This window comes from Hallerella succinigenes, assembly GCF_002797675.1.
Taxonomy (GTDB): domain Bacteria; phylum Fibrobacterota; class Fibrobacteria; order Fibrobacterales; family Fibrobacteraceae; genus Hallerella; species Hallerella succinigenes.
On record NZ_PGEX01000001.1, the window covers coordinates 2,802,581 to 2,824,217 of the forward strand.

Below are 21,637 nucleotides of genomic sequence, written 5' to 3' on the forward strand. Positions count from 1 at the left end.
TTTACACAACAATCCGGATTACTTTGCACTCGCCACGTAAGCCTTGATTGCGTCGCGAATCTTCGTGAATACGAGACGGAGTTCGTCTTCATCTTCTTCGAGGAGCGTGATGCGGAAGCCTTCGAGTTCGCTGCAGAAGCTGCTGATCGGAACGACACAGACGCCGGTCGTCGCAAGCAGGTAGTACACAAAGCGGTAGTCTTCGCTCTTGACGTTTGCCGTCCACTGATTCACAAGCGACTTGATCTTCGGATCTTCGATCGGAAGGGACTGGCGAGAGTTCAAAACGCCCGGCTTGAAGACGATTGTATTGTAGAATGCGCCGTAGGTCGGGTTGAAGTAAAGTTCCGGAACGTCGGAAAGAATTTCATTGATGACCGCGCTACGGCGTCCAATGCGTTCGTTCAGAGCCTGACGGTGCGCCGAATAGCGGGAGTCGCCGAGAATCTTTGGAATTGTGAGCTGCGGAATCGTCGTCGAGCAGACTTCGATCATTTTCGCGTTGTCGATCGCACGGCAGAACGCATCGAACTCAGGGTCCTTGTCGCGGTTGTAGTATTCGACCCAGCCGCAACGAGCGCCCGGCCACGGATACTGCTTGGAAATGCCGTTCATGGAAATTCCCGGGACGTCGCCGATGTAAGTAGCGAGCGGATACGCATGGGCTCCGTTGTACGTGATCTTGCTGTAGATTTCGTCGCAGATGATGCAGAGTTTATAGTCCTTTGCGATCTTCACCATCTTTTCGAGGTATTCAAGAGGATAGACCATGCCGGTCGGATTGTCCGGGTTCAAAATCAAAATGCCGGCCACGTTCGGGTTGTACTTGACCTTGTTCTCCAGTTCTTCGAGGTCCGGGAGCCAATGGTTTTCTGGACGGAGGTGGTACACGAGCGGGGAAGAGTGCGCATGGGCTGCTTCCGCGGAACTGTGGGTGCTGTAAGCTGGGGACGGTCCAATGATGCGGGTCGTCATCGACAGCTGGCTGTAGATGGTCGAAATGGCGTCACCGAGGCCGTTGAAGAAGAGGATGTCTTCCGGCGTGATCTGCACGCCGCCGAGCTTGTTCGTTTCGTTCGCAATGAATTCGCGGGTGGAAAGAAGTCCCTTGGACGGGCAGTAGGCGTAGCTGTTGTTTTCCTTGGCGAGGTCGCTGACGATTTCTTTGATCCATTCCGGGATCTGGCAATGCTTTTGAATCGGGTCGCCGATGTTTTCCCAGTGGATCTTGAGACCGAGTGCCTTTAACTGATTGGCCTTCTTGACAATCTCACGGATTTCGTACGAGAGCTCTTTTGCACCTTCAGTTAAAAGTCGTTTACGCATAATTTGTGTCTCCGATAAATTTCGAATTGAATAGACGATTGTAAATCTAATTAAAAGAAATTTTGGTTGTTTGTTTGTTGGGGGTAAAGTGAATATTTTTCCACTGGCATGGAGGGGTTACCGTGGCACGGGCGGCTCGCATGCTCGGCGGGAATCAAGGTAAGGGCCCATTCAGAGTTGCGAACTCCTTCCTCGCATCCAACCCCGTGGCCATGCTATAGTCCGGGCGTTTGGGCGGTGCGCCTTTTGCCTGTGTGGATGAAAAATGTTTGTGTTTTGCTGTGGAAGAAATCATGGAACCTCGGTGGATGAAAAAGCTTAAAATGAAAAAAGGACAGTCAAAATCGACTGTCCTCAAAACTTGGATTCTAAATTCGCACTAGGCGGATTGGAGTCTCATTTCTGTGGACGGTCGAACACTAGCTCGGGCTGCTGCCGCGCTTGTTGCAATGGCTGCTGCTATGATGTTCTGTCCAAAAGAATGATTCATACGTTTTTAATTTAGTACAAGTTCTTAGAGATTGCAAGGGCTTTCTTCGCCGAAAATTTCGATGCGCTTGTACTGCTTGATCTTCTTGTCTTCGGTGATGCCGTTCTCGGCGAGGTACTTGTTCAGCGCTTGTAAGATGAGGTCCTGCGTGTGTTTGGGCACGGGCTTCTTGCCGAGGCGCGCCTTTTGCACCATCTTGTGGTTTAGGTTGAGGGGGAGCATTTCAACCAAGGCGTGGTTCGGTGCGTTCAGGGATTGGAGAATTTCGTCGAGTTTGGTCATGATAGTCTTGCCTGTTGAGCGTTTTGCGAAGCAAATTTAGTTTCTATATTGAGACCATGCAAAAATTGGATTCTCTTTTTCAGCGCTATCCGCTGTTCCGCTTTATTCCTGCTGTACTGTTGCTCGCGATGATATTTCGCACCTCTTCGATCGATGGGGATGGCATGGACTGGCTTGTGCCACCGTTCGATAAATTTTTGCATGCCGGAACATTCGGCGCGTTGGCGATCTTTTTTGGACTGTGGTTCACGAATGCCCGTTGGGAAAAGAACCGTCTGATCGTGGCGCTTTATTGCGTCGGGCTTTGTCTTTTGGCAGGTGTCCTTGACGAATACCATCAGAGCTTTGTGCCCGGACGGAGCGTTTCTGTTGGCGACATCATCGCGGACGTATTCGGCGGCACTTGTGGAATCACGCTTTACGCTTTGGTAAAACCTTGGAAGCGTTTACGCATTTTTCGGGAAGATTCCAAGCTGCTGGAATAGATTATCCGTGGCAGAAGAGAATCATGCAAACAACAAGGATCAGGATGATGATGGGGAGAATCTTCAGGAGTAATGTGATTGCGCAAGCATCCTCAATTCTTCCCGATCCGAAAATCATGACCAGGGCAAGTACAATTAGAAACGTTACTAGCATGAATTAATAATGTTCCGGCTTCATGACGATGAGGATTGCATCGACGATGATTCCCACACCGAGAAGCCCGCCCGTGCACAGCCAAAGAATTCCCGTCCAGATTTTACCTTCGTAAAAACGGTGCAGTCCCAGATAGCCGAGCAGAATGCAGAGGGCGAGGGCTATCCACTTATTATGTTCTCCTTCACGAGGCATAGATTCTCCTTTTTTCCTAAATCTACAAAGTTTTGGTCGTTTTGCCTTTTAAGGATGGCTCTGTATAAATTTAGATTGGATTCAAGAATGCTGAAAGATGAGGTTTATCGGTATTTAACGAGGATTCCCCACGGGAAGGTGGTGACGTATGGTCAGATCGCCGATTCCTTGGGAAATAAAAAACTCGCACGGGCGGTGGGAAACGTTTTGCACAATAATCCGGACCCGGTGAAATATCCTTGTTACAAAGTTGTGAATGCAACAGGAGTACTTTCAAGACATTTTGCTTTCGGCGGAATCGAAGGCCAAAAGGTGCGTCTCCAAGAAGACGGCGTGGAAGTCATCGGAGACCGAGTCGATCTTTTGAAGTTTCAGTTTCGCGAATAAAATAATAAAGCCCTTCATAACGAAGGACTTGATTTTTGTCTTCTATAAAAATGATTAAGGTGCGATCTTTCCAAGCATCACGACTTCGCGTTCCAGTTTGAACTTGTGGCCACTGTTTTCGTAAACGCGCTGGATCACGAGTTCGGTCAAATCGTAAACGTCCTTGGCCGTTGCGTTGCCTGTGTTCACGATAAAGCCAGCGTGCTTGGTCGAAACCTGAGCACCGCCGACGCTCGTGCCCTTGAGGCCTGCTTCATCGATGAGGGTACCAGCGTATCCGCCGACCGGACGCTTGAACATGGAACCCGCGTTCGGGAGGTCGAGCGGCTGTTTCGTCTTGCGGGATTCCATTACCTTCTTCTGGGCTTCGACGAGTTCGTCTGCGTTGGCCGGAGTCAGCTTGAAGGTCGCTTCGAGAATGATCTTTTTCGTATTCTGGAATACGGACTTGCGGTAGCCGAACTGGCATTCTTCGAAGGAGTAATCCTTAATGGAACCGTCTTCTTCAAGAACCTTGATGGAGACGATATGCTGACCGGTTTCCTGGTCGTAGGCGCCTGCGTTCATGTAAAGAGCACCGCCGAGGGTAGCCGGGATGCCCGCGAGCAAGTGGATGCCTGCAAGTCCAAGCGTTGCGCTCTTGCGAGCGAGGAGTGTCAGCGGGGCGCCAGCCTTGGCAACCAGAGTATCGTTTTCAAACTTGAAATCGCTGAAACCCTTACCGAGCTTGATGATGAGTCCGTCGTAACCTTCGTCCGAAGCGAGGATGTTCGATCCGCAACCGATGACAAAATATGGAAGATTCTTTTCGGCTGCGAACTTTTTTGCGGCGACGAGGTCTTCGAAGGTGTCCGGTTTGTAGAAATAACGGGCTGTACCACCGATTCGGAAGGTAGTAAGCTTTTTCAATTCAACATTTTCGAGTATATTGTTTAGTAATCCCATATTTTAAAAATACATAATATGATATGACGGCGGAACGTATCGATTTAGAGGCTTTAAAAAGCACAATTTCTATCACCCAGGTGGCTGAACGCTTGGGTCATTCGGTCGTACGAGGCAAAATTCGCTGTCCGTATGCGATGCGACATGCCCATGGGGACCGTACCCCCAGCGTTTCGATTTCGGAATCCAAGGGGCTTTTTAATTGTTGGGTATGCCCGGATGTGCGTGGCGACGTCATCAAATTGGTGGAAATTTCCAAAAATTTGGACTTTAAGGGCGCCATCAGCTGGCTGCAGAATGAGTTCGGCATGCCGACGGGGAATTCGAACGAAGCCTTACCCATGCCGATGATCAAAGTTGTTCACAAGGCTCCTGAACCGGAAATCGATCCGATCCTTCGGGCAAAAATCATCCTCGCTTTTTTTGAAAAGCTCTCGCCGGTGGAAGGTTCTCCTGCGGCGCCTTGGCTTATAAAGCGCCGAATTTTCAAAAAAACCTGGGAAAAGATGCGCTTGCGCGTGATTACCGACTACGACCGGGTGAACCGTTCCTTGCTCGATCAGTTCGGACTTGAAGTTTTGCAGAAAGCGGGCCTTTTTAATGATAAGGGAAACCTGCGCTATTATAAACATCGTCTGCTTTTTCCGTATCTCGATACGAAGGTGATTCCGCGTTTTTTTCAGGCGCGGTCCATTGAACCGGATACGCAGCCGAAGGAATTAAACTTGCGCGGTCAGGTGCCGTTCCCGTTTCACGTTTCGTTGCTCGATGGTGAACCTGGGTGGATTTACCTGTGCGAAGGCTGCGTGGATACGCTCACGATGATCGATCGCGGGTTCCCGGCTGTGGGAATTCCGGGGGTCAAATCCTTTAAGCCAGAATGGGCTAACCTCTTTAAAAACAAGAACGTTATTGTATGCTTGGACCAGGACGAGGCTGGCAGGGCTATGACTCGTGTCGTGGTGGATGTTTTGCAAAAGGCGGGCATCAAGGCGTCTCCGCTTGGCGAAGGCATCACGGTCGAAAGTTTTAAAATGGCGGAAGGGCAGGACATCAATTCCTGGTTCGGCGGAAAAAAGTAATCCGCCCTTTACTATATTCGTGCCTGTGAAGCCTTCTCAATTAAAACAAAAAATAGTCGACTTCTGGAAGTCGCTTCCGCAGGGTTTGCGGACGGCTCTTTCGGTCATCGCTTGCGCTTTGAAATGGATTTACCGTATTGTGGACCGTTTGGTGCGGATCGCGCTGCTCGGTTTGATGTTGTATGCGATTGCATTTACTGTGGTGATGTCCGTCCTTTTGTATAAAGGTTTCGTTTACTGCTACGACATTTACGATAATGTGAAGCAGCTCGAATTTACGAACCCGGAAATGAGCCGTTACATGGAGGCTCTGGTCGATTCGAATCCGGCAACGCAGATCAAGCATCGCTTTGTGCCTCTCGACAGCATTAGCCCGTATTTGCGGAAGGCGGTGATCGCAAGCGAAGACGCGGGCTTCTACTATCATCCGGGCTTCGATGTGCGTGCGATTGCGGAAGCTCTCGATGCGAACCGCTATTATGGCAAGACCAAGTTCGGCGCTAGTACGATTACCCAACAGCTTGCAAAGAACCTTTTCCTTTCGAGCGAACGTTCGTGGGAACGCAAGTTCAAGGAGCTCGCCTATGCGCTTCTCATGGAAAAGATTCTCGGCAAGGATCGCATTCTTGAACTGTATTTGAATTACGCCCAATGGGGCCCGAATATTTTTGGCTGCGAAATGGCGAGCCAGGCATATTTTAAAAAGAGCGCTTACAAGTTGAACCTTGACCAGTCAATCAATATGGCTGCGGTCCTTGCAAGCCCCGGAAAACATAATCCGAATGGACGTTACAGCCGCTTTATGGCGAGTCGCCGTTCGGTGATTTACCAGAATATGTTCCCCCGACGCGACAGCTTGAAGGTGGACAGCTTGAAGGCTTTGAACACACCGCCAGATTCGTCGGCAGCAAGTGGGGAAACAAGCGTTTCGAACTGATTTTGCGTGAAATCAATCACGTTTAGTAACCCCATGGCTTGGCGATTATGTAGTGCCGTCGTTCTATGCCTTGTATAACTCCGTTCTGCTGCGGTGGATTTTGATTTTCTATATTTATTCTGTAAATCAACAAAGGATTTTATATGCGCAATGAGTTCGAAAGCCCGCTGATCAAGCGTTATGCCTCCAAGGAAATGAGTTTCATCTTCAGTCCGCAGTACAAGTTCGAGACTTGGCGTAAGCTGTGGATCTATCTCGCCGAATCCGAAATGGAACTTGGTCTTCCGATTACACAGGAACAGGTGGACGAACTCAAGTCACACGCAACGGACATCAACTTTGACGTGGCGGAAGCGGAAGAAAAGCGTCGCCGTCATGACGTGATGAGCCACGTTTACGCTTACGGTGTTCAGTGCCCGAAGGCTAAGGGCATTATTCACCTTGGTGCGACGTCCGCATTCGTCGGTGACAATACCGATTTGATCCAGATGAAGCAGGGCCTTATCCTTGTGCGCAAGCGCCTTTGCCGTGTGATGGACAAGCTTTCCAAGTTTGCGATGGAATACAAGGACATGCCGCAGCTCGGTGCAACGCACTTCCAAGCGGCACAACTCACGACTGTGGGCAAGCGCGCTTGCCTTTGGCTGCAGGACATGCTGATTGACCTCGAAGAATTGAATTTCCTCATTAAGGTCCTTCCGTTCCGCGGCGTGAAGGGTACGACCGGTACGCAGGCAAGCTTCATGGACCTCTTCAACGGCGACGAAGAAAAGATCATGGAACTCGACCGTCGTGTGACTGAAAAGGCTGGCTTCGAACGCGTTCTCACCATCACCGGCCAGACCTACACCCGCAAGTGGGATAACCGCGTAAACCAGGTGCTCAGTTCCATCGCTCAGTCTCTGCACAAGTTCGCCACCGACATGCGCCTGATGCAGGGCGTGAAGGAAGTGGAAGAACCGTTCGAAAAGACGCAGATCGGCTCCAGCGCCATGGCTTACAAGCGTAACCCGATGAGGAGCGAACGCATTTGCTCCCTCGCTCGTTTCGTGATGGCTCAAGTGAACAGCACCGCCTTCACCCAGGCAACGCAGTGGTTCGAACGCACCCTCGACGATAGCGCAAACAAGCGTCTCGCCATTCCGGAAGCGTTCCTCGCCATGGATGCCATGCTCATCATCGCCGAGAACGTCACCAACGGCCTCGTCGTTTACCCGAAGGTCATCGAAAAGCGCATCATGGCCGAACTTCCGTTCATGGCTACCGAAAACATCATCATGGAAGGAGTCAAGAACGGTGGCGACCGTCAGGAACTCCACGAAGAAATCCGCGTGATGAGTATGGAAGCGGGCAAGGTCGTGAAGGAACAGGGCAAGGATAACGATCTCCTTGAACGCGTTCTCAAAAATGAAAAGTTCCAGAAGCTCGGTATCACTGAAGCGAAGCTCAAGGAAATCCTCGACCTCCGCAAGTTCGTGGGCCGCGCTCCGGGGCAGGTGGTGAAGTTTGTCGGCGACGAAGTTCTTCCGGCGATTGAAGCCGTTCCTGATTGGAATGTTTTGGATGCCGGTGAACTGAAGGTCTAAGCCATTTTCCCTATAACACGTCGCGATTCGTCGTTGCTCGGGCTTTTACATACGGAAAGTACGCTGCAATCCTTCGTGCCTTGTCTTGCTCGGTTCTAAAAATAGAGTAAGGCTCAGTTTTAAGGAAATGTGAAAACGGTGGAATGCAAGTTTCGCCGTTTTTTGTTTGGGTGGAATTAGCGTTTGCCGATTTCGCGTGGGTGGAAGGTGCGGTGTTCTTCCTGAATCATCTGGTCGCTGATGTGCGTATAGATCTGCGTGGTGGTCACGTTTGCGTGTCCGAGCAGTTCCTGTAAAACGCGCAGGTCCATACCGGCTTCAAGACAGTGCGTCGCGAAGCTGTGGCGGAATGTGTGCGGCGTAACATGCTTGTTCAAGTGCGCGGTGTATTTTTGAATCAGCTTCCACGCTCCCATGCGGGTCATTTTGCCGCCGCGGGAATTTAAGATGATGGTATCGGATTTAGGAGAAAGTGCAAGTCGCGGCCCCTGCATCCAGGCCTTTAAATTTTCTTTCGCCTTTTCGCCGAGCGGGACGAGCCTTTGCTTGTTTCCCTTGCCGATCGGTGTAATCCATTCGTTTTCGAAGTCAATGTCTTGAATGCGAATGGAAAGCGCTTCTGCAATGCGGAGCCCTTCTGAATAAAGTAATTCAAGAAGCGCCGTGTCGCGTTCCGGAGCCTTGGAAAGTTCCTGAATTTTTTCAAAGATGCTATCGACTTCTTCTCGGGTCAGGCACTGTGGCAGGTAATGGCCGATGCGCGGGGTCGCGAGCAGGCTGTCGGTGGAGTAGGGGAATACCTTTTCACGCAAAAGGAATTTGAGGAATCCGCGAAGGCTCGAAAAGTGCCTTGCCACGGAAGTCGGACTGTAGTCTTCTCTGCCGGCGATTTGCGTCAAAAATTCGTCTAGGTTTTCGGGCTTGAGATCGCTGATTTTGGACTCGCGTTCGTCTGCCCAGTACACAAAATGGCGCAGGTCTTCTTCGTAGCTCTGGATTGTAGCTTGGGACAGATTACGTTCTACGCCCAAGAACGAGAGATAAGAATCTAACCATTCACCATTTTCCATGATTTCCAAAATATATTTAACTCTGAATAAGAAAAAATTTGATTATTTCTTGCAAATTCCCCTTGCCACTCGTTTTTGCTTTTTTTATAATTGTGCGCGTCGATGACGACATGGATGATTAGCTCAGTTGGTAGAGCAGCTGACTCTTAATCAGCGGGTCGCAGGTTCGACCCCTGCATCATCCACGAAACAAATACCAACGTTCGCGTAAGCACCGTCCTTTAGGCTTTGGCTGCAGCGGACACGGACGATTAGCTCAGTTGGTAGAGCAGCTGACTCTTAATCAGCGGGTCGCAGGTTCGACCCCTGCATCGTCCATAAAGCCCCTTTTTGAACAGAAAAGGGGCTTTTTCTTTGCGTTCAGAAAAATCGGCAGGGACGGAACGAAGTCCGGAAACGGTAATTTTTAGAATCTGCAAAGTCGGGCTCCGGAGAATGGGACGGCAAGGAACGGATTCTCTTTTTCACCATTAAAAAATTTGATGTAAGCCAGAGTAAGCTTCATTTATGCAATAGAAATATTAAACGTTTTTCATGGACGGTCGCCCGTTCGACTTTTACACGGGTTTCAAGGCTTCGTATTCGAAACCTAGAGCCTGGAAAGCGGTGAACGCCTCGTCCACGAAGCAGTCGAGCACGGATGTATAACCGGCTCCGTCCATTCCATTGAACCGCTCGAGTTCGAGATCGAGTACGTCGAGAAGAACAAGAAGTATACCACCAGGGAAGTAGCGAAGAAGGCGTACGAGAAGGCGCTCGCGGGCGTCAAGTTCCAGAAGGGCGTTCGACAAGGCCGAAAAGCGTGCCGCAGAGGTAAACAGTCCCTCGGAACTGTTGGGTAGAGATTCTTTGTTATTTATAACTAATGGTAACGGTCCATTCCAAATCGCAATCTTCTGCTTCGCTGTCGTTTTGCATAATGGGTGTATCGATCTTGTTACCAGCGTCATGAATGATGTAGGAATAGCCCGAAGAATGAATCACATTTGCTTCAATAACGTTGCGTTCAAATACAATTGGGCAAATGTAAATCTTATTCACGCCGCCAGAAAAAACTTTTGTGAAATATTGGTGCCCGGTCCATTTGCCAACATCTTCTCCGATTTTGAACACGTCGGTCTGTACGGAGTCTACCAGTTTGTCGTCTGCATAAGTTTTGATTTGGAATTTAACGCCAGGATCGCCATCTGAATAATTTCCTTTGTGAGAGTTGTATTCTTCCCAGTTGTCGGAAACCTGTTTGAATAAGGTGAGATCAATTTCTACTGTAAATTCCTTGTACAAGAAAGACTCTTTTTCATCCTTGTATTCGGTTTCCATGGACGAACTATAGTAAACAGTTTGGTCAATCACTGAACTACTTGAGTAAACAGTTTGGTCAATCACTGAACTACTGGAGGATTTTACAGCGCTCACCCATGTGTAGTTGCCGTTTTTATTGCTACAGGTGTAATCTTCGCCTTCTTCAGAAACGTATAATGTTTCGTTTTTGTTTTTGCTAGAACATTCGCCAAGTTCATAAACTGTTTTAACGCTTGTTCTTTCGGCGCTAGAACTGCTTTCTTCGTAGCTTGTTTCTGCGTTTGTTGAGGAACTGCTGTCATTGCCGCAAGCGGCAATGAACGATAATACGAGAATGCTCGCAAAGCCTGAGATGAATTTTGCTTTCATATTGTCTCCGTTTTGAAAAATTCAACTGCGGAGTCCGTCTTGTTCAAGGATGCTGTCCAAACAAAAAAAGTGTGGAATCGCAGGTGCCCTAAACAGCTGAGGTAACGACCAAGTAAACCTTATCGTCTAATAGGCACAAACGACCCACACCACGAGGTGTGAGTAATCGGCCTTATTCCTAGACGATGAATTTGTGGTCGTTTTTCAGCTGTCCGAATAAGAGCGAACTCTAAACTATGTCAATGCAAATATAATAAAAAAATGTCGATTTCCAATTTTTGAGAACACTTAAGTGTTGACATCCGCATGACGACCCGGCGATCATTCCGTTGCTGAAAATGTCAAGGGCCGTCCGTTAGGCGGAAAGACTTTACGAGCAGCGGATAATGCGTCCGATGCGCAGAATGGACTTTTTGCCAAGGCCGTTCAGTTTGCGAAGACGGCTAACGGTCGTATGGTACTTGCGGGCGATCTTTCCGAGCGTATCGCCTCGGCGCACCTTGTGGTAACGGTGTTTGCTCGCTTCTTTTTGCAGAGCGGCGTATTCGCCTTCAAAAACGACCGACGGCAGTTTGATCTTTTCTTGCACGAACGTGTGATTGGCAAAATCGAAATAGTCGTTCGGGTTTAAAGGAGTATCCCCGACGCGCATTTCAAAATGCAGGTGTGGACCCGTGGAACGACCCGTGCTGCCGCCGAGACCGATGACTTCGCCCGCTTTGACTATTTGACCAACCTTGACATACTGCTTGGAAAGGTGTGCGTAGACGGTGCGTGTGACACCGCAGCCCGTATGATCCAGTACAATGTAACGGCCATAGCCGCGGCGTTCGTAACGGACCCGTGCAACGCGTCCCGGAAATGAGGCTCGAATGGTATCGCCGCGGCGAAGTCCAATGTCGATGCCCTTGTGGATGCGGTAATGTCTAAATCCGAAGGGAGAAGTGATACGGGTGCTTTCAAGCGGAAGGGCTGCCTGCGTCATATCGATTTCGACCGTGTCAATCTGCGTCGCTTCGGCGATGGAATCGATCATGTTGTCGATGGCGGAGGCTTCGTCCAAAAATTCGTCCGGTTCGCTGCCTTCCGGTCCCGCGTTGAATCCGGGAAGGAATGGTGCGAATGCGTTCGAGTCAGAATCTTCTACAGGGGATTCGTCTTCGTGAAGAATGAAGCTTACGGACGGGCTGTACGAGACGATTTCTTCACTCGGATAAGTTCCCGCAGCAAAGGCACTTGCGGCAAAAAAGGCTGTGATAACAGAAATCGTTTTTCTCATAGGTAGGTGCAAAATAAAAATTTTAATTGGAATGTAAAGTTTACTGGGAGTCCTCGTTTCGAAAAGCGTTGCCATTAGACGCCGTTTTCTTGCTATATTTGGAAAAAGTCAGGGCCTATCATCCAGGTAGGTTCCTAGTCGCGCCTAAAAAAAGGCTCTAAAAGGATTATATCATGGCAAAGAAAGTCCAGGATGCTCTTAAGGACATCATTTCCCTCTGTAAACGCCGCGGATTCATTTTCCCGGGTTCCGAAATTTATGACGGCCTCGCCAATACTTGGGACTACGGTCCGTATGGCGTGGAACTCAAGCGTAACATCAAGAACCTTTGGTGGAAGAAGTTTGTCACCAGCCGTAAAGACGTGCTGGGTCTCGACAGTTCCATTCTTTTGAACCCCCGCGTATGGAAGGCTTCGGGCCACGTGGGCAACTTCTCTGACCCGCTCGTGGACTGCCTTGCTTGCCACGAACGTTTCCGCGCTGACCAACTTTTGGAAGACAAGCTCGGCGAAGGCTGCTGCGCCGGTAAGAACTTTGACGAAGTCCACCAGATGATGATGGACAACAAGATCGAATGCCCGACCTGCGGCAAGACCGACTGGACCAAGCCCCGCGCATTCAACCTGATGTTCCAGACCGAAATCGGCGTCATCGAAGGCGAAGGCAACAAGGTATACCTGCGTCCGGAAACCGCCCAAGGTATCTTTGTCGACTTCAAGAACATTGTCGACAACGTCCGCCCGAAGATCCCGTTCGGCGTGGGCCAGATCGGTAAGAGCTTCCGTAATGAAATCACTCCGGGTAACTTTATCTTCCGTACCCGTGAATTCGAACAGATGGAACTGGAATTCTTCTGCGAACCGGGTACCGAACTGGAATGGTACAACTTCTGGCGCAAGTACTGCTTCGACTGGCTCGTGAACGACCTCGGCGTGAACAAGGAAAAGCTCCGCCTCCGCGAACATGCCAAGGAAGAACTTTCTCACTACAGTAACGGCACCACCGACGTGGAATACGAATTCCCGTTCGGCTGGGGCGAACTTTGGGGCATTGCAAGCCGCACGAATTACGACTTGACGCAGCACCAGAACGAATCCAAGGTCAAGCAGGAATACATCGACCCGGTGCAGAACAAGCGCTACATCCCGTACGTGGTGGAACCGTCCCTCGGTGTGGAACGTCTTCTCCTCGTGCTCCTCTGCGACGCTTACGAAGTTGAAAAGCTCGAAAACGACGAACGTATCGTGCTCCACTTTGACCCGAAGATCGCTCCGGTGAAGGTGGCTGTTCTCCCGCTCGTCAAGAAGGGCAAGGTCAAGGAAAAGGCTGAAGAAATTTACCAGAAGCTTTTGAACCACTGGAATGTGGAATACGACGAAACCCAGTCCATCGGTAAGCGTTACCGCCGTCAGGACGAACTGGGAACTCCGTTCTGCGTGACGGTCGACTTCGACACCGTGGGCGAAGGCGAATCCGACCCGGCAAAGCTCGGCTACGTGACAGTCCGTGAACGCGACTCCATGAAGCAGGAACTGGTGAAGATTGACGAACTCGAAAGCTGGATCGCGGCTCACTTGATTTAATCAAGTGAACAAGAGGAGGGTTGCAATGGAAAAGATCCGCATGGCAAAACAGAAGGTTCAGGACTTTCGCGAAAAGATCCAGGATCTTTCCAAGCCGAAGAAACTGCTGCTCATTATCCTTGTGCTCGCGGTTCCTGCGGGGATCGCCATTGCAACTGCACTTCTCGTAATTTGGAAGGGTAAAAAGAAGTAATGCGTCTTTCCAAAAGACTTCCGGAGGATCTTTCAGATTCTCCTTTTTTTTCGCAACTTTCGAAGTTAAAACGCTCGGTGCAAGGCTATACGGACTTGACGGTTTCAAGCCCTCTCCGTACAGGGCAAGCCTTTGACCTGGATGCTGTTTTACCGCAGACCTTGAAAAAGTTTTCCACCTGGAATCCGGATGCCTGTGGCTGGGAAGAAGCCCGCAAGGCGGTTTCTAAATACTATGCCGACCGCGGCGGAAATTTTGATGCGGAAGATATCCAGCTGACCGCAAGCACGAGCGAAGCCTATTCGATTCTTTTCAAGACGCTTTGCAATTCGGGCGATTCGATTTTAACACCGCTACCGGGTTATCCGCTTTTGGATTCTTTGGCGGCTCTCGAATTTTTGAAGACAGCACCGTATTTTACGGAACTCGACAGTGGAAATTGGAAGCTCGATTCCAATTCGCTTTATGCGTTCCCGCCGAACACCAAGATTTTACTCATCGTTTCCCCGAACAATCCTACGGGCCATGTCCTTTCGAAAAAGGAATGGGCAGAGACTGTGGAATTTGCGTCCCGTGAAGATTTGGCGATTGTCGTGGACGAAGTCTTTAGCGACTTTATTTATGACGGTTCGGAACGTCCGTGGAACTGGGACTCAAAAGATGTTCCTGTGTTCTTTCTCGGAGGATTTTCCAAGTCAGTCGGTTCGCCACAGCTGAAGCTTGGCTGGATCGCTTACCGCGCGGGACGATTGGGAAACGCTTTGAAGCCTGCGCTCGAATATGTGGCAGACGCCTACCTGAGCGTCGCTTCGTCTGCATTTTCGCTAGCCGCTCCGATGCTTGAAAAGTCTCTCGCTTACGAGATGGCGATCGAAGAGCGCATCCGGAAAAATTTGGAAATTCTCCGCACGCGTTTTCCGTCGACGGACGTGATGCCGAATGTGCAGGGCGGCTGGTATGCAGCCTTGCATTTCGAAGACGCGGATGACGAAGAACTCACGCTTAGACTTTTGGAAAAGGCGAAGGTCCTTGTGCAACCCGGATTCTTCTTTGACTTTGATGAAGACGGCTGGATCGTGGTGAGCCTGCTTTCGGAAAACGAAACATTTGCCGCTGCGGTAGAACGCCTTTATTTGGAAGTCGCGGAGTAGATTCCATCCCAGATTTCACCGGCGGCGACGGGCGGATTCTGCTTATATTCCTTGCAACGTTTGATGAAAACTTCCGACGGGGTTGGACGTGCGCCCGGATCTTTGATCTGCAGGTGCGGCTCGAGAAGCTTGGATTCTTCAAAGGAGTTTATCGCTTCGTCCCATTTTTGGGCGTAGTAAAGCTGTTGTGCTTTTGCCCAAAGCGAAACGAGCAGATTCAGCTGTCCCGCATTCGGTTCCGATTTTAATCCTAGGACTTCATAAATCTGCACGGCTTCGCTCTTGCCCACAACTTTTAATCGGTCAATCGGACGGGTGATGAACTCGTTGCGGTAATCCGTTTTATCTTGCGGGTCGTTCGTTCCGGTGAGTGTTTCTTCTGAGACGAGAATGTAGGTGCCGTATTGCTTTCCGATGCTTTCAAGGCGTGAGGCGAGGTTCACGGCGTCGCCCATGATCGTGTAATTCTTGCGAGTTTCGGATCCCATGTTGCCGACGAGGATTTCGCCCGAGTTGATGCCGACACGCGTGTGCATGTGGTAAACGCTTTCGGGGAAGCTGACGTCTTTTGGCAAGTCCCGGTTTTTGTGATTCTTGTGTCGCTTCCAGTTTTCGCGCAGGTGTTCCTGCATCCGCTGCATGGATATAGCACTCATCAAAGCGTGACGGCGTTGGCGTTCAATCGGCGTCGGGGCTCCGAAGAAGGCGATGATCGCATCTCCTTCGTACTTGTCGAGGGTTCCCTGGTTCTGATCCTTGATGATGTCTGTCATCGCGGTCAGGTAATCGTTTAAAAGGTCCACGAGTTTTTTCGGGTCGCCGATCTGTTCCGAGAAAGTGGAGAAACTTTGAATGTCCGTGAAGAAGGCGCTCAGGTATTTTTTTTCACCGCCGAGCTCAGGCTCTTTTTCGTTCGTCAGCATTTCGTCAATCAAATCGTCGGAAATATACTGCTTGAAGGATTTGTCGAGGAAGTTCTTGTCTCGGGATTCAAAATAGAAGCGCACCAAGAATGAACCGAGGAATGCGAGAACGCCTTCGATGATGTACGTGGTACAGCCGATATAAAAGCCGTGCGAGAAAAAGTTGTACGCCGTAAATATATCGAAGAGGAACAAAACGATCAAGAAGAGTAGCGCCACATACTGCGAAGTGAAAAGTCCAATCGTAATCGCCACAATCGCCGTGATTAAGAAAAGAATCGGGTTCGGGAAGGCTTCGCGCATGTAGTCGTCATTTAAAATGTTGTCCACGATCGTCGCCTGCGTAATCACAGCGGGGAAGTGATCTTCATGCGGTGCTGCATAAAAGTCGAACATCGCAGGGGCAGCGCTTCCCAAAATAAAGATTTTACCCTGGAAGCTTTCCTTGGGTATTCGCCCTTCGGCGACATCGTAATAGGAAATGTGCTGGAAGGCTCTCTGATTCGGCGGAATGTTGTAGGCGCTTTTGAAGGTGATCAAAAAATCGCCGTGTTCATCGATCGGGATGCGCTTCCGTTTTCCAAAGCGCATTTCTTCACCGGTCTTTAACGCATTGATCGCATTCGTGTCGGCGGCAAAAAGGGAGTCTAAAACGTCGGCGGAAAGAATGGAATAGTTCGAAAGCCAACGTTTCTTTTTGACGTTGTAGTGAAAGTCGAGAGTGGCTGAAAGCCATAGCGTTTTGCCTTTTGGAAGGTCCTTCAGTTCGCGGGCGAAAGCCTGAATGCTTTCCTTGTCAAAGTCGGTCAGTTCTTCGTCGTCCATATCGAAATCCCCCTCGTTTGTCATGATGGAGATATTCCCGTTCGTATCCTTGTATGCTTGGATTTGCGGCGTGATTTCTTGCAGGGAATCCGGGATGCTGTCTTTGTGGTTCGGGCGAGAGAGGAGAGACGCCTTGTTCTTGAAGACTTGGCGGATCATCGGGTAAGTGATCTGCGGATAGGTGGTGCGGAGAGTGCCAAGACTATCGCGGTAAATGCCGAAAGGCTTGCCGAGATCGATGTATTCTCCCATCTTGATTTGGACTGAATCCGGATGCGTTTTAAAAAGGTGCATGACCGTGACAAGCGATATCGCCGGGTAAATTTGACTGGAATCACGGGGCCAGATTTCTGCATTCGGAAAACGGTAAAGCAGGCGCATTTTGCGGAGAACGCCATCTTCATCGGGTGTTGCGTTGACAACGCCAAAGTTTTTTGCCGCATGGGAAAGTTCCGGGAAGACGTTGTCGAGGAGATCTTTGGATTCCACGTTTTCAAGATTTGTCACCTGTTCCAAGTGGAAGGTCGGTTTGGCGGCGACATCTCTTGCGCGAATATTCGTACTCAGGGGCATCCATTGGGATTGATGCTTGTAATCGGTGCGGGAACTGAATGTGCCGCAGACGATGACGTTTGGATTATCGGCAATCGTTCGCACGAGAACGGAATCGTAGTCGTAGGCTTGGCGGATCTTGTCGAAGTCGTAGCGCCATTCCTTTTCGGGATAAAGAGCGTACAACATTTGCTGAGCACGGATCGCGTTGCGGTTTCCAAAGTCCGCATTCTTAAAAAGAATGTCAAAAGAAATCGATGCGGCACCGCCCTCTTCGAGTTTTTGCACGACTTGAGCGTGCATGTCTCTTGTCCATTCGTTGTAGGGTCCGTATTTGCTCAAAGAATTTTCGTCGATATCAACGATCAGAATGTCTTCCGGGTGATCTTCATTGATTTCGGAAGCATGCTTCGAAAAGGCATCGTAAAAGATGTATTCGGTGCGGAGGAGCATGGAATGCGGAATCAATGCGACGAGGTGCGCAAGGAGAATCCCGGCGAATAGCCCTGCCACCATTCTTTTTATTTTTTTAGGATGCTTGAATTTCACATTCAAAACATAGAAAAGTAGTGCGATTGTCAAATGTGACAAATGGAAATGGCTATATTTTATGCACTATGACGGATAGCAAAAAGAAGATGGATAAAGGTTCCAAAAAGACAAAAAAGAAGGGAAAATCGACGGACCCGAAGACCGTGAAGCGCATTTTTGGTGTGGCGTTCTTCGCTTTCGGCCTTTTCTTGCTGGTCGCCTTGGTCTCGTTTATCGGCAGTGAAAAGAACTGGCTCGGGCCGATTTTTGGTACGCTTTTCCCACAGGCTGTCGTCTATGTGTTTGGAAAGTTCTCGGCAACGGTTCTTTCTGTTTGCGCGATTTGCTGGGGCGTTTGGCTGTTGCTCGCCGGGGAATTTCCGAAACTTTTGCGCACCTGTATTGGATTTTCGGCGTTGTCCGTGCTTTGCCCTGCGATGCTTGCACTGACTTCAACCCTTTCTGGGACGCTGTCGTTAAACACGGATGCGCTTTACGGGGCGGGTGGACGCTTTGGCTATTTTTTGGTGCAGAGTCTGATTTGGCCGATCTTTGGGAGGGAAAATTTTGCGTTCCCGTTTGCGATTTTGTGCGTAATCCTGCTTGCGATTTTTGTGATTTCTTTTGGACTTCGCCCGTCGCATTTTGCCTTTATCAAGATTCCGTTTGATTGTATCGCGGGCTGGTGGGCAAACCGCCCTTGCAGAGAATCCCTGTCGATTGAAAAGGAAGAAGCCCCGGTCAACAAGTCCCTGGCAAAGGCGAAAGAGAAAGCTCTCAAGGCAAAGATCCCCGCTCCGGAATGGGACAGCGATTATACGATTTACTCGGGCAAGGCAAAGCCTTTCCGCGGAATCCCTGGAGCATTTGACGGGACGATTCCCGTGCAGCAGAGCGATACCGTGATCCGCCAATTCTCTCCGTCGAACGAACCGACCGAGATGGACACTCCAAAGCAAAAGGCGCCTGTTGAAAACGCCTCGCCTGCATACGATACTTTGGGCGGTTATGCGAATGCAGCTGAAAAGGAAATCGAAGAAAAGGAACGTTTCCTGCGTGAAAACGAATGGAACATGGGCGCTATGGAAATTCGCAATCTGCGCGATGAAGTCGCTCGACTGCGTCAGGTTCAGCAGATGAACGACTGGGAAAACAATCGCCACGGTCGTCCGTCGATCAAGGGTATCGTGGAACGTCAGGATGGTACGGATCCGGACAAGCCTTTGGAAGAACTGAAGACGAATGTCCAGAATGCGGTACCGGTGGATGTTTTGAATGAAGACGCTCCTTCGGTAGAAGAAACTTCGACTCTTTCGCCGACCGAGGCGGAACTTGCCGCCGCACCTGTTCAAAAATACGATGCCTATGAAATTCCGAAGGTGCCGGATATTCTCGATGTTCCTCCGGAACAAAAGCCCGATTATACGGCTGAGGAACTCGATGAAATCAGTCATCAGCTGGAAGAACAACTCGAAAACTTTAAAGTCAAGGGTAAAGTGCTAGGCATTTCGACAGGCCCGATGATTACGCGCTTTGAAGTGGAACCGGGTCCGGGTGTCAAAGTTTCTCGCTTTGCTTCGTTGCATGAAGATTTGGCGCTAGCACTCAAGGCGAAGTCCATTCGAATTCTTGCGCCGATTCCTGGAAAATCCCTCGTTGGCGTGGAAGTGCCGAACCGCAAATTGCAAACGGTTTATTGCCGAGATATCTTTGAAAGCCCGCTCTTTAAGCCGCAGCCGGATAAGCTCATTATCGCTCTTGGCAAGGATATTACGGGCTATCCGTACACGATGGACCTTTGCCGTGCGCCGCATATTTTGATCGCCGGTCAGACAGGTTCCGGTAAGTCCGTCTGTATCAATACGCTTATGGCGAGCCTTCTCTTTAGCAAGACTCCGGATGAACTCCGCATGATTCTTGTGGACCCGAAGGTGGTGGAACTCAAACTTTATGAAGCTATTCCGCACCTGCTTGCGCCTGTCGTGACGCAGCCGGACCAAGCGGTGAGCGCTTTGAAGTGGGCCTGCGTCGAAATGGACCGCCGCTATGAAGAACTCGCCAAGTGGAAGGTGCGCAACCTGGTCGGTTATAACGCAAAGCGCAAGGAACAGCTCGAACTGATCGAAAGAGCGGAAAAGGCCCGAGCCGAATACGAAGCGGAAAAGATTGTAGCAGAATCCGCCATCGAAAAGCAAAAGGCGGAACGCGCAGCGAAGATCGCCGCAGGCGAAGATCCGGGAAATGATCCGACAATCCAGATTCCGACTCCTCCGGCCGATATGCGGATTATGCCGTCTGAACGCATGGAAAATATGCCCTACATCCTGATCGTGATCGATGAACTTGCAGACTTGATGATGGTCGCCGGCAAGGAAGTGGAAAAGTACATCGCCCGTATCGCTCAAAAGGCCCGTGCGGTAGGTATTCATCTGGTGATTGCGACGCAGCGTCCTTCCGTCAACGTGATTACGGGTCTTATCAAGGCGAACCTCCCGGCACGTATCAGCTTTAAGGTGGCTTCACAGGTGGACTCCCGTACGGTGATGGACCGCGCCGGTGCTGAAAAGCTTTTAGGCCGTGGTGACATGCTTTACCGTTCGGGCGAAGATCCGGAACCGTCCCGCGTGCACGGTGGATTCTTGACCGATGAAGAAGTGGAAAAACTCGCGGATGCCTGCTCCCAGCAGAACGTACATTACGAACGACTCGAAACCTTTGAAATCGACGATCCGTCCGAAATGGGCGAAGACGGCGACGGCGCTCCGGGTTTTGCGGGCAAAATCGATCCGCTCGCCTTGTCGGTGGCGCGTTACGGCATTGAACGCGGCTCGCTTTCGACGTCGGAAGTGCAGCGCCATTTCTCGGTGGGCTTTAGCCGTGCCGGTAAGATCGTCGATCAGCTCGAACGTTTGAATATCTGCGGTCCCAAGCGCGGTTCGAAATCGCGTGTGATGCTTGTGACCGATGAAGCTTCCTTAAGCGAAAGATGGCCGGAATAAAGCCTAAAGTCAGAGCGCCTCGCAACCGGACGATTGCCCTCTCGGAATCGGAACTTTCCCGCTATGCAAAAAAACTTTTGAAGGTTTCGTCGAAGCCGTCTGCATTTGCACTCCAGAATCTTCTCGGAAAAACGATTCTCGGCGATACTTTGACCGTGCTTTCTCGGATTCCTGCTGAAGTTGCAGACTTGATCATCGTCGATCCGCCGTATAATTTGGCGAAGAATTTTAACGGTTCCCGTTTTTCGGCAATGTCCGATGCGGAATATGAAGCCTATCTGGATTCCTGGATGGGGGAACTTGTTCGTGTGCTCAAGCCGGACGGTTCGCTGTACGTCTGCGGCGATTGGAGGTCTTCCTGTGCCATTCAACGCTCCCTGCAAAGCAAGCTCTGCGTCTTGAACCGCATTACGTGGGGCCGTGAAAAGGGACGTGGCGCTTCAGCAAACTGGAAAAATGGCATGGAGGACATCTGGTTTGCCGTCAAGGATCCGCAAAATTACTGCTTTAACTTGGACGCGGTTCGTTTGCGTCGCCGTGTCATCGCTCCGTACAAATTAAACGGTGAACCCAAGGATTGGAACGATTCCGAATCGGGCAAGTTCCGCGATACCGCTCCGTCGAATTTTTGGGACGATATCAGCATCCCGTTCTGGAGCATGCCCGAAAACACGGACCATCCGACGCAGAAACCGGAAAAGCTCATAGCAAAGCTCATTCTCGCCTCTTCCAGGCCGGAAAGTATTGTCTTTGACCCGTTCCTCGGCAGCGGCACCACGAGTGTTGTTGCCAAAAAGCTCGGACGTCAGTTTTTTGGCATCGAACAGAATCTTGAATACGCATGCCTTTGCGAAAAAAGGCTTGAAATCGCGGGCGATGACGCTTCGATTCAAGGCTATACCGACGGAGTCTTCTGGGAACGCAATTCCTTAGGCGCTCAAAAGTCCAAAAAGAATCCATAACGTCAAAGAAGCTTTCTATATTGAGCTCT

At 50.2% G+C, this 21,637-nt stretch carries 19 protein-coding genes and 2 tRNA genes; 12 read left to right on the top strand and 9 right to left on the bottom strand.

The window, feature by feature from the left end; genetic code table 11:
• Nucleotides 1–18: 18 nt before the first annotated feature.
• Nucleotides 19–1,326, bottom strand: a complete 1,308-nt coding sequence (locus tag BGX16_RS13000) for a pyridoxal phosphate-dependent aminotransferase (RefSeq protein ID WP_100426431.1) — start codon at nt 1,324–1,326, stop codon at nt 19–21.
• A gap of 514 nt (nt 1,327–1,840) precedes the next feature.
• Nucleotides 1,841–2,098 (bottom strand): hypothetical protein, encoded by a 258-nt coding sequence (locus BGX16_RS13005; RefSeq protein ID WP_100426432.1) that lies wholly within the window; start codon nt 2,096–2,098, stop codon nt 1,841–1,843.
• Nucleotides 2,099–2,121: 23 nt separating this feature from the next.
• Here BGX16_RS13005 and BGX16_RS13010 point away from each other — a divergent pair, with 23 nt between their 5' ends.
• Nucleotides 2,122–2,583 carry a VanZ family protein gene (locus BGX16_RS13010; protein ID WP_477190190.1) on the top strand — a complete coding sequence of 154 codons (462 nt, stop codon included), beginning with the start codon at nt 2,122–2,124 and terminating at the stop codon, nt 2,581–2,583.
• Nucleotides 2,584–2,740: 157 nt separating this feature from the next.
• On the opposite strand, the gene BGX16_RS13015 is transcribed toward BGX16_RS13010, so the two are convergent.
• Nucleotides 2,741–2,932 (bottom strand): TM2 domain-containing protein, encoded by a 192-nt coding sequence (locus BGX16_RS13015; protein ID WP_100426434.1) that lies wholly within the window; start codon nt 2,930–2,932, stop codon nt 2,741–2,743.
• A gap of 87 nt (nt 2,933–3,019) precedes the next feature.
• On the opposite strand from BGX16_RS13015, the gene BGX16_RS14740 reads away from it, so the two are divergent.
• Entirely contained in the window at nt 3,020–3,319 is a 300-nt protein-coding gene (locus BGX16_RS14740) for an MGMT family protein (protein ID WP_157798054.1), read from the top strand.
• 54 nt (nt 3,320–3,373) lie between these two features.
• On the opposite strand, the gene murB is transcribed toward BGX16_RS14740, so the two are convergent.
• The gene (gene murB, locus BGX16_RS13025; protein ID WP_100426436.1) at nt 3,374–4,264 is read right to left on the bottom strand and encodes a UDP-N-acetylmuramate dehydrogenase; all 891 of its coding nucleotides are present in this window, start codon (nt 4,262–4,264) and stop codon (nt 3,374–3,376) included.
• A 23-nt stretch (nt 4,265–4,287) separates the two neighbouring features.
• Here murB and BGX16_RS13030 point away from each other — a divergent pair, with 23 nt between their 5' ends.
• From BGX16_RS13030 to purB, 3 genes are all read left to right on the top strand, one after another.
• Entirely contained in the window at nt 4,288–5,346 is a 1,059-nt protein-coding gene (locus tag BGX16_RS13030) for a toprim domain-containing protein (RefSeq protein WP_100426437.1), read from the top strand.
• A gap of 25 nt (nt 5,347–5,371) precedes the next feature.
• Nucleotides 5,372–6,283, top strand: a complete 912-nt coding sequence (gene mtgA / locus BGX16_RS13035; protein ID WP_157798056.1) for a monofunctional biosynthetic peptidoglycan transglycosylase — start codon at nt 5,372–5,374, stop codon at nt 6,281–6,283.
• A gap of 143 nt (nt 6,284–6,426) precedes the next feature.
• Complete coding sequence (purB, locus tag BGX16_RS13040) at nt 6,427–7,869, top strand: adenylosuccinate lyase (RefSeq protein WP_100426438.1); 1,443 nt, start codon at nt 6,427–6,429, stop codon at nt 7,867–7,869.
• A gap of 176 nt (nt 7,870–8,045) precedes the next feature.
• On the opposite strand, the gene BGX16_RS13045 is transcribed toward purB, so the two are convergent.
• Nucleotides 8,046–8,939, bottom strand: coding sequence for a tyrosine recombinase (locus BGX16_RS13045; protein WP_100426439.1), 894 nt, complete (start codon nt 8,937–8,939; stop codon nt 8,046–8,048).
• 112 nt (nt 8,940–9,051) lie between these two features.
• Between BGX16_RS13045 and BGX16_RS13050 the strand changes: the two genes are divergently transcribed.
• Nucleotides 9,052–9,124, top strand: a tRNA-Lys gene (locus tag BGX16_RS13050).
• A gap of 60 nt (nt 9,125–9,184) precedes the next feature.
• Nucleotides 9,185–9,257 (top strand) — tRNA-Lys (locus BGX16_RS13055).
• Between the two features lie 239 nt (nt 9,258–9,496).
• Here the strand turns inward: BGX16_RS13055 and BGX16_RS13060 are convergent.
• From BGX16_RS13060 to BGX16_RS15125, 3 genes are all read right to left on the bottom strand, one after another.
• The gene (locus tag BGX16_RS13060) at nt 9,497–9,730 is read right to left on the bottom strand and encodes a hypothetical protein (protein ID WP_100426440.1); all 234 of its coding nucleotides are present in this window, start codon (nt 9,728–9,730) and stop codon (nt 9,497–9,499) included.
• A 61-nt stretch (nt 9,731–9,791) separates the two neighbouring features.
• Nucleotides 9,792–10,610 (bottom strand): hypothetical protein, encoded by an 819-nt coding sequence (locus BGX16_RS13065; protein WP_100426441.1) that lies wholly within the window; start codon nt 10,608–10,610, stop codon nt 9,792–9,794.
• A gap of 370 nt (nt 10,611–10,980) precedes the next feature.
• Nucleotides 10,981–11,889, bottom strand: coding sequence for a M23 family metallopeptidase (locus BGX16_RS15125; RefSeq protein ID WP_277352373.1), 909 nt, complete (start codon nt 11,887–11,889; stop codon nt 10,981–10,983).
• 173 nt (nt 11,890–12,062) lie between these two features.
• Between BGX16_RS15125 and BGX16_RS13075 the strand changes: the two genes are divergently transcribed.
• Genes BGX16_RS13075 through BGX16_RS13080 form a run of 3 tightly spaced genes read left to right on the top strand, consistent with a single transcriptional unit; the run spans nt 12,063 to nt 14,816 of the window.
• A complete protein-coding gene (locus tag BGX16_RS13075) occupies nt 12,063–13,472 on the top strand; it encodes a glycine--tRNA ligase (RefSeq protein WP_100426443.1) in 1,410 nt (469 codons plus the stop codon).
• Nucleotides 13,473–13,497: 25 nt separating this feature from the next.
• The gene (locus BGX16_RS14745; protein ID WP_157798057.1) at nt 13,498–13,665 is read left to right on the top strand and encodes a hypothetical protein; all 168 of its coding nucleotides are present in this window, start codon (nt 13,498–13,500) and stop codon (nt 13,663–13,665) included.
• Entirely contained in the window at nt 13,665–14,816 is a 1,152-nt protein-coding gene (locus tag BGX16_RS13080) for a pyridoxal phosphate-dependent aminotransferase (protein WP_100426444.1), read from the top strand. Before BGX16_RS14745 ends, BGX16_RS13080 begins: the two co-directional genes overlap by 1 nt.
• Here BGX16_RS13080 and BGX16_RS13085 read toward each other — a convergent pair.
• A complete protein-coding gene (locus BGX16_RS13085) occupies nt 14,795–17,632 on the bottom strand; it encodes an adenylate/guanylate cyclase domain-containing protein (RefSeq protein ID WP_100426445.1) in 2,838 nt (945 codons plus the stop codon). The genes BGX16_RS13080 and BGX16_RS13085 overlap by 22 nt on opposite strands.
• A 101-nt stretch (nt 17,633–17,733) precedes the next feature.
• Here BGX16_RS13085 and BGX16_RS13090 point away from each other — a divergent pair, with 101 nt between their 5' ends.
• On the top strand, nt 17,734–20,646 hold the full coding sequence (locus BGX16_RS13090; protein ID WP_100426446.1) for an FtsK/SpoIIIE family DNA translocase: 2,913 nt from the start codon (nt 17,734–17,736) through the stop codon (nt 20,644–20,646).
• On the top strand, nt 20,634–21,608 hold the full coding sequence (locus BGX16_RS13095) for a DNA-methyltransferase (protein WP_100426447.1): 975 nt from the start codon (nt 20,634–20,636) through the stop codon (nt 21,606–21,608). The genes BGX16_RS13090 and BGX16_RS13095 overlap by 13 nt, the downstream gene beginning before the upstream one ends.
• Nucleotides 21,609–21,637 lie beyond the last annotated feature (29 nt).

Coding starts and splice junctions, on each gene's coding strand:
- BGX16_RS13000 (WP_100426431.1), bottom strand. CDS start 1,326: ATGCGTAAACGACTTTTAACTGAAGGTGCAAAAGAGCTCTCGTACGAA.
- BGX16_RS13005 (WP_100426432.1), bottom strand. CDS start 2,098: ATGACCAAACTCGACGAAATTCTCCAATCCCTGAACGCACCGAACCAC.
- BGX16_RS13015 (WP_100426434.1), bottom strand. CDS start 2,932: ATGCCTCGTGAAGGAGAACATAATAAGTGGATAGCCCTCGCCCTCTGC.
- BGX16_RS14740 (WP_157798054.1), top strand. CDS start 3,020: ATGCTGAAAGATGAGGTTTATCGGTATTTAACGAGGATTCCCCACGGG.
- murB (WP_100426436.1), bottom strand. CDS start 4,264: ATGGGATTACTAAACAATATACTCGAAAATGTTGAATTGAAAAAGCTT.
- BGX16_RS13030 (WP_100426437.1), top strand. CDS start 4,288: ATGACGGCGGAACGTATCGATTTAGAGGCTTTAAAAAGCACAATTTCT.
- purB (WP_100426438.1), top strand. CDS start 6,427: ATGCGCAATGAGTTCGAAAGCCCGCTGATCAAGCGTTATGCCTCCAAG.
- BGX16_RS13045 (WP_100426439.1), bottom strand. CDS start 8,939: ATGGAAAATGGTGAATGGTTAGATTCTTATCTCTCGTTCTTGGGCGTA.
- BGX16_RS13065 (WP_100426441.1), bottom strand. CDS start 10,610: ATGAAAGCAAAATTCATCTCAGGCTTTGCGAGCATTCTCGTATTATCG.
- BGX16_RS15125 (WP_277352373.1), bottom strand. CDS start 11,889: ATGAGAAAAACGATTTCTGTTATCACAGCCTTTTTTGCCGCAAGTGCC.
- BGX16_RS13075 (WP_100426443.1), top strand. CDS start 12,063: ATGGCAAAGAAAGTCCAGGATGCTCTTAAGGACATCATTTCCCTCTGT.
- BGX16_RS14745 (WP_157798057.1), top strand. CDS start 13,498: ATGGAAAAGATCCGCATGGCAAAACAGAAGGTTCAGGACTTTCGCGAA.
- BGX16_RS13080 (WP_100426444.1), top strand. CDS start 13,665: ATGCGTCTTTCCAAAAGACTTCCGGAGGATCTTTCAGATTCTCCTTTT.
- BGX16_RS13085 (WP_100426445.1), bottom strand. CDS start 17,632: ATGGTGGCAGGGCTATTCGCCGGGATTCTCCTTGCGCACCTCGTCGCA.
- BGX16_RS13090 (WP_100426446.1), top strand. CDS start 17,734: ATGACGGATAGCAAAAAGAAGATGGATAAAGGTTCCAAAAAGACAAAA.
- BGX16_RS13095 (WP_100426447.1), top strand. CDS start 20,634: ATGGCCGGAATAAAGCCTAAAGTCAGAGCGCCTCGCAACCGGACGATT.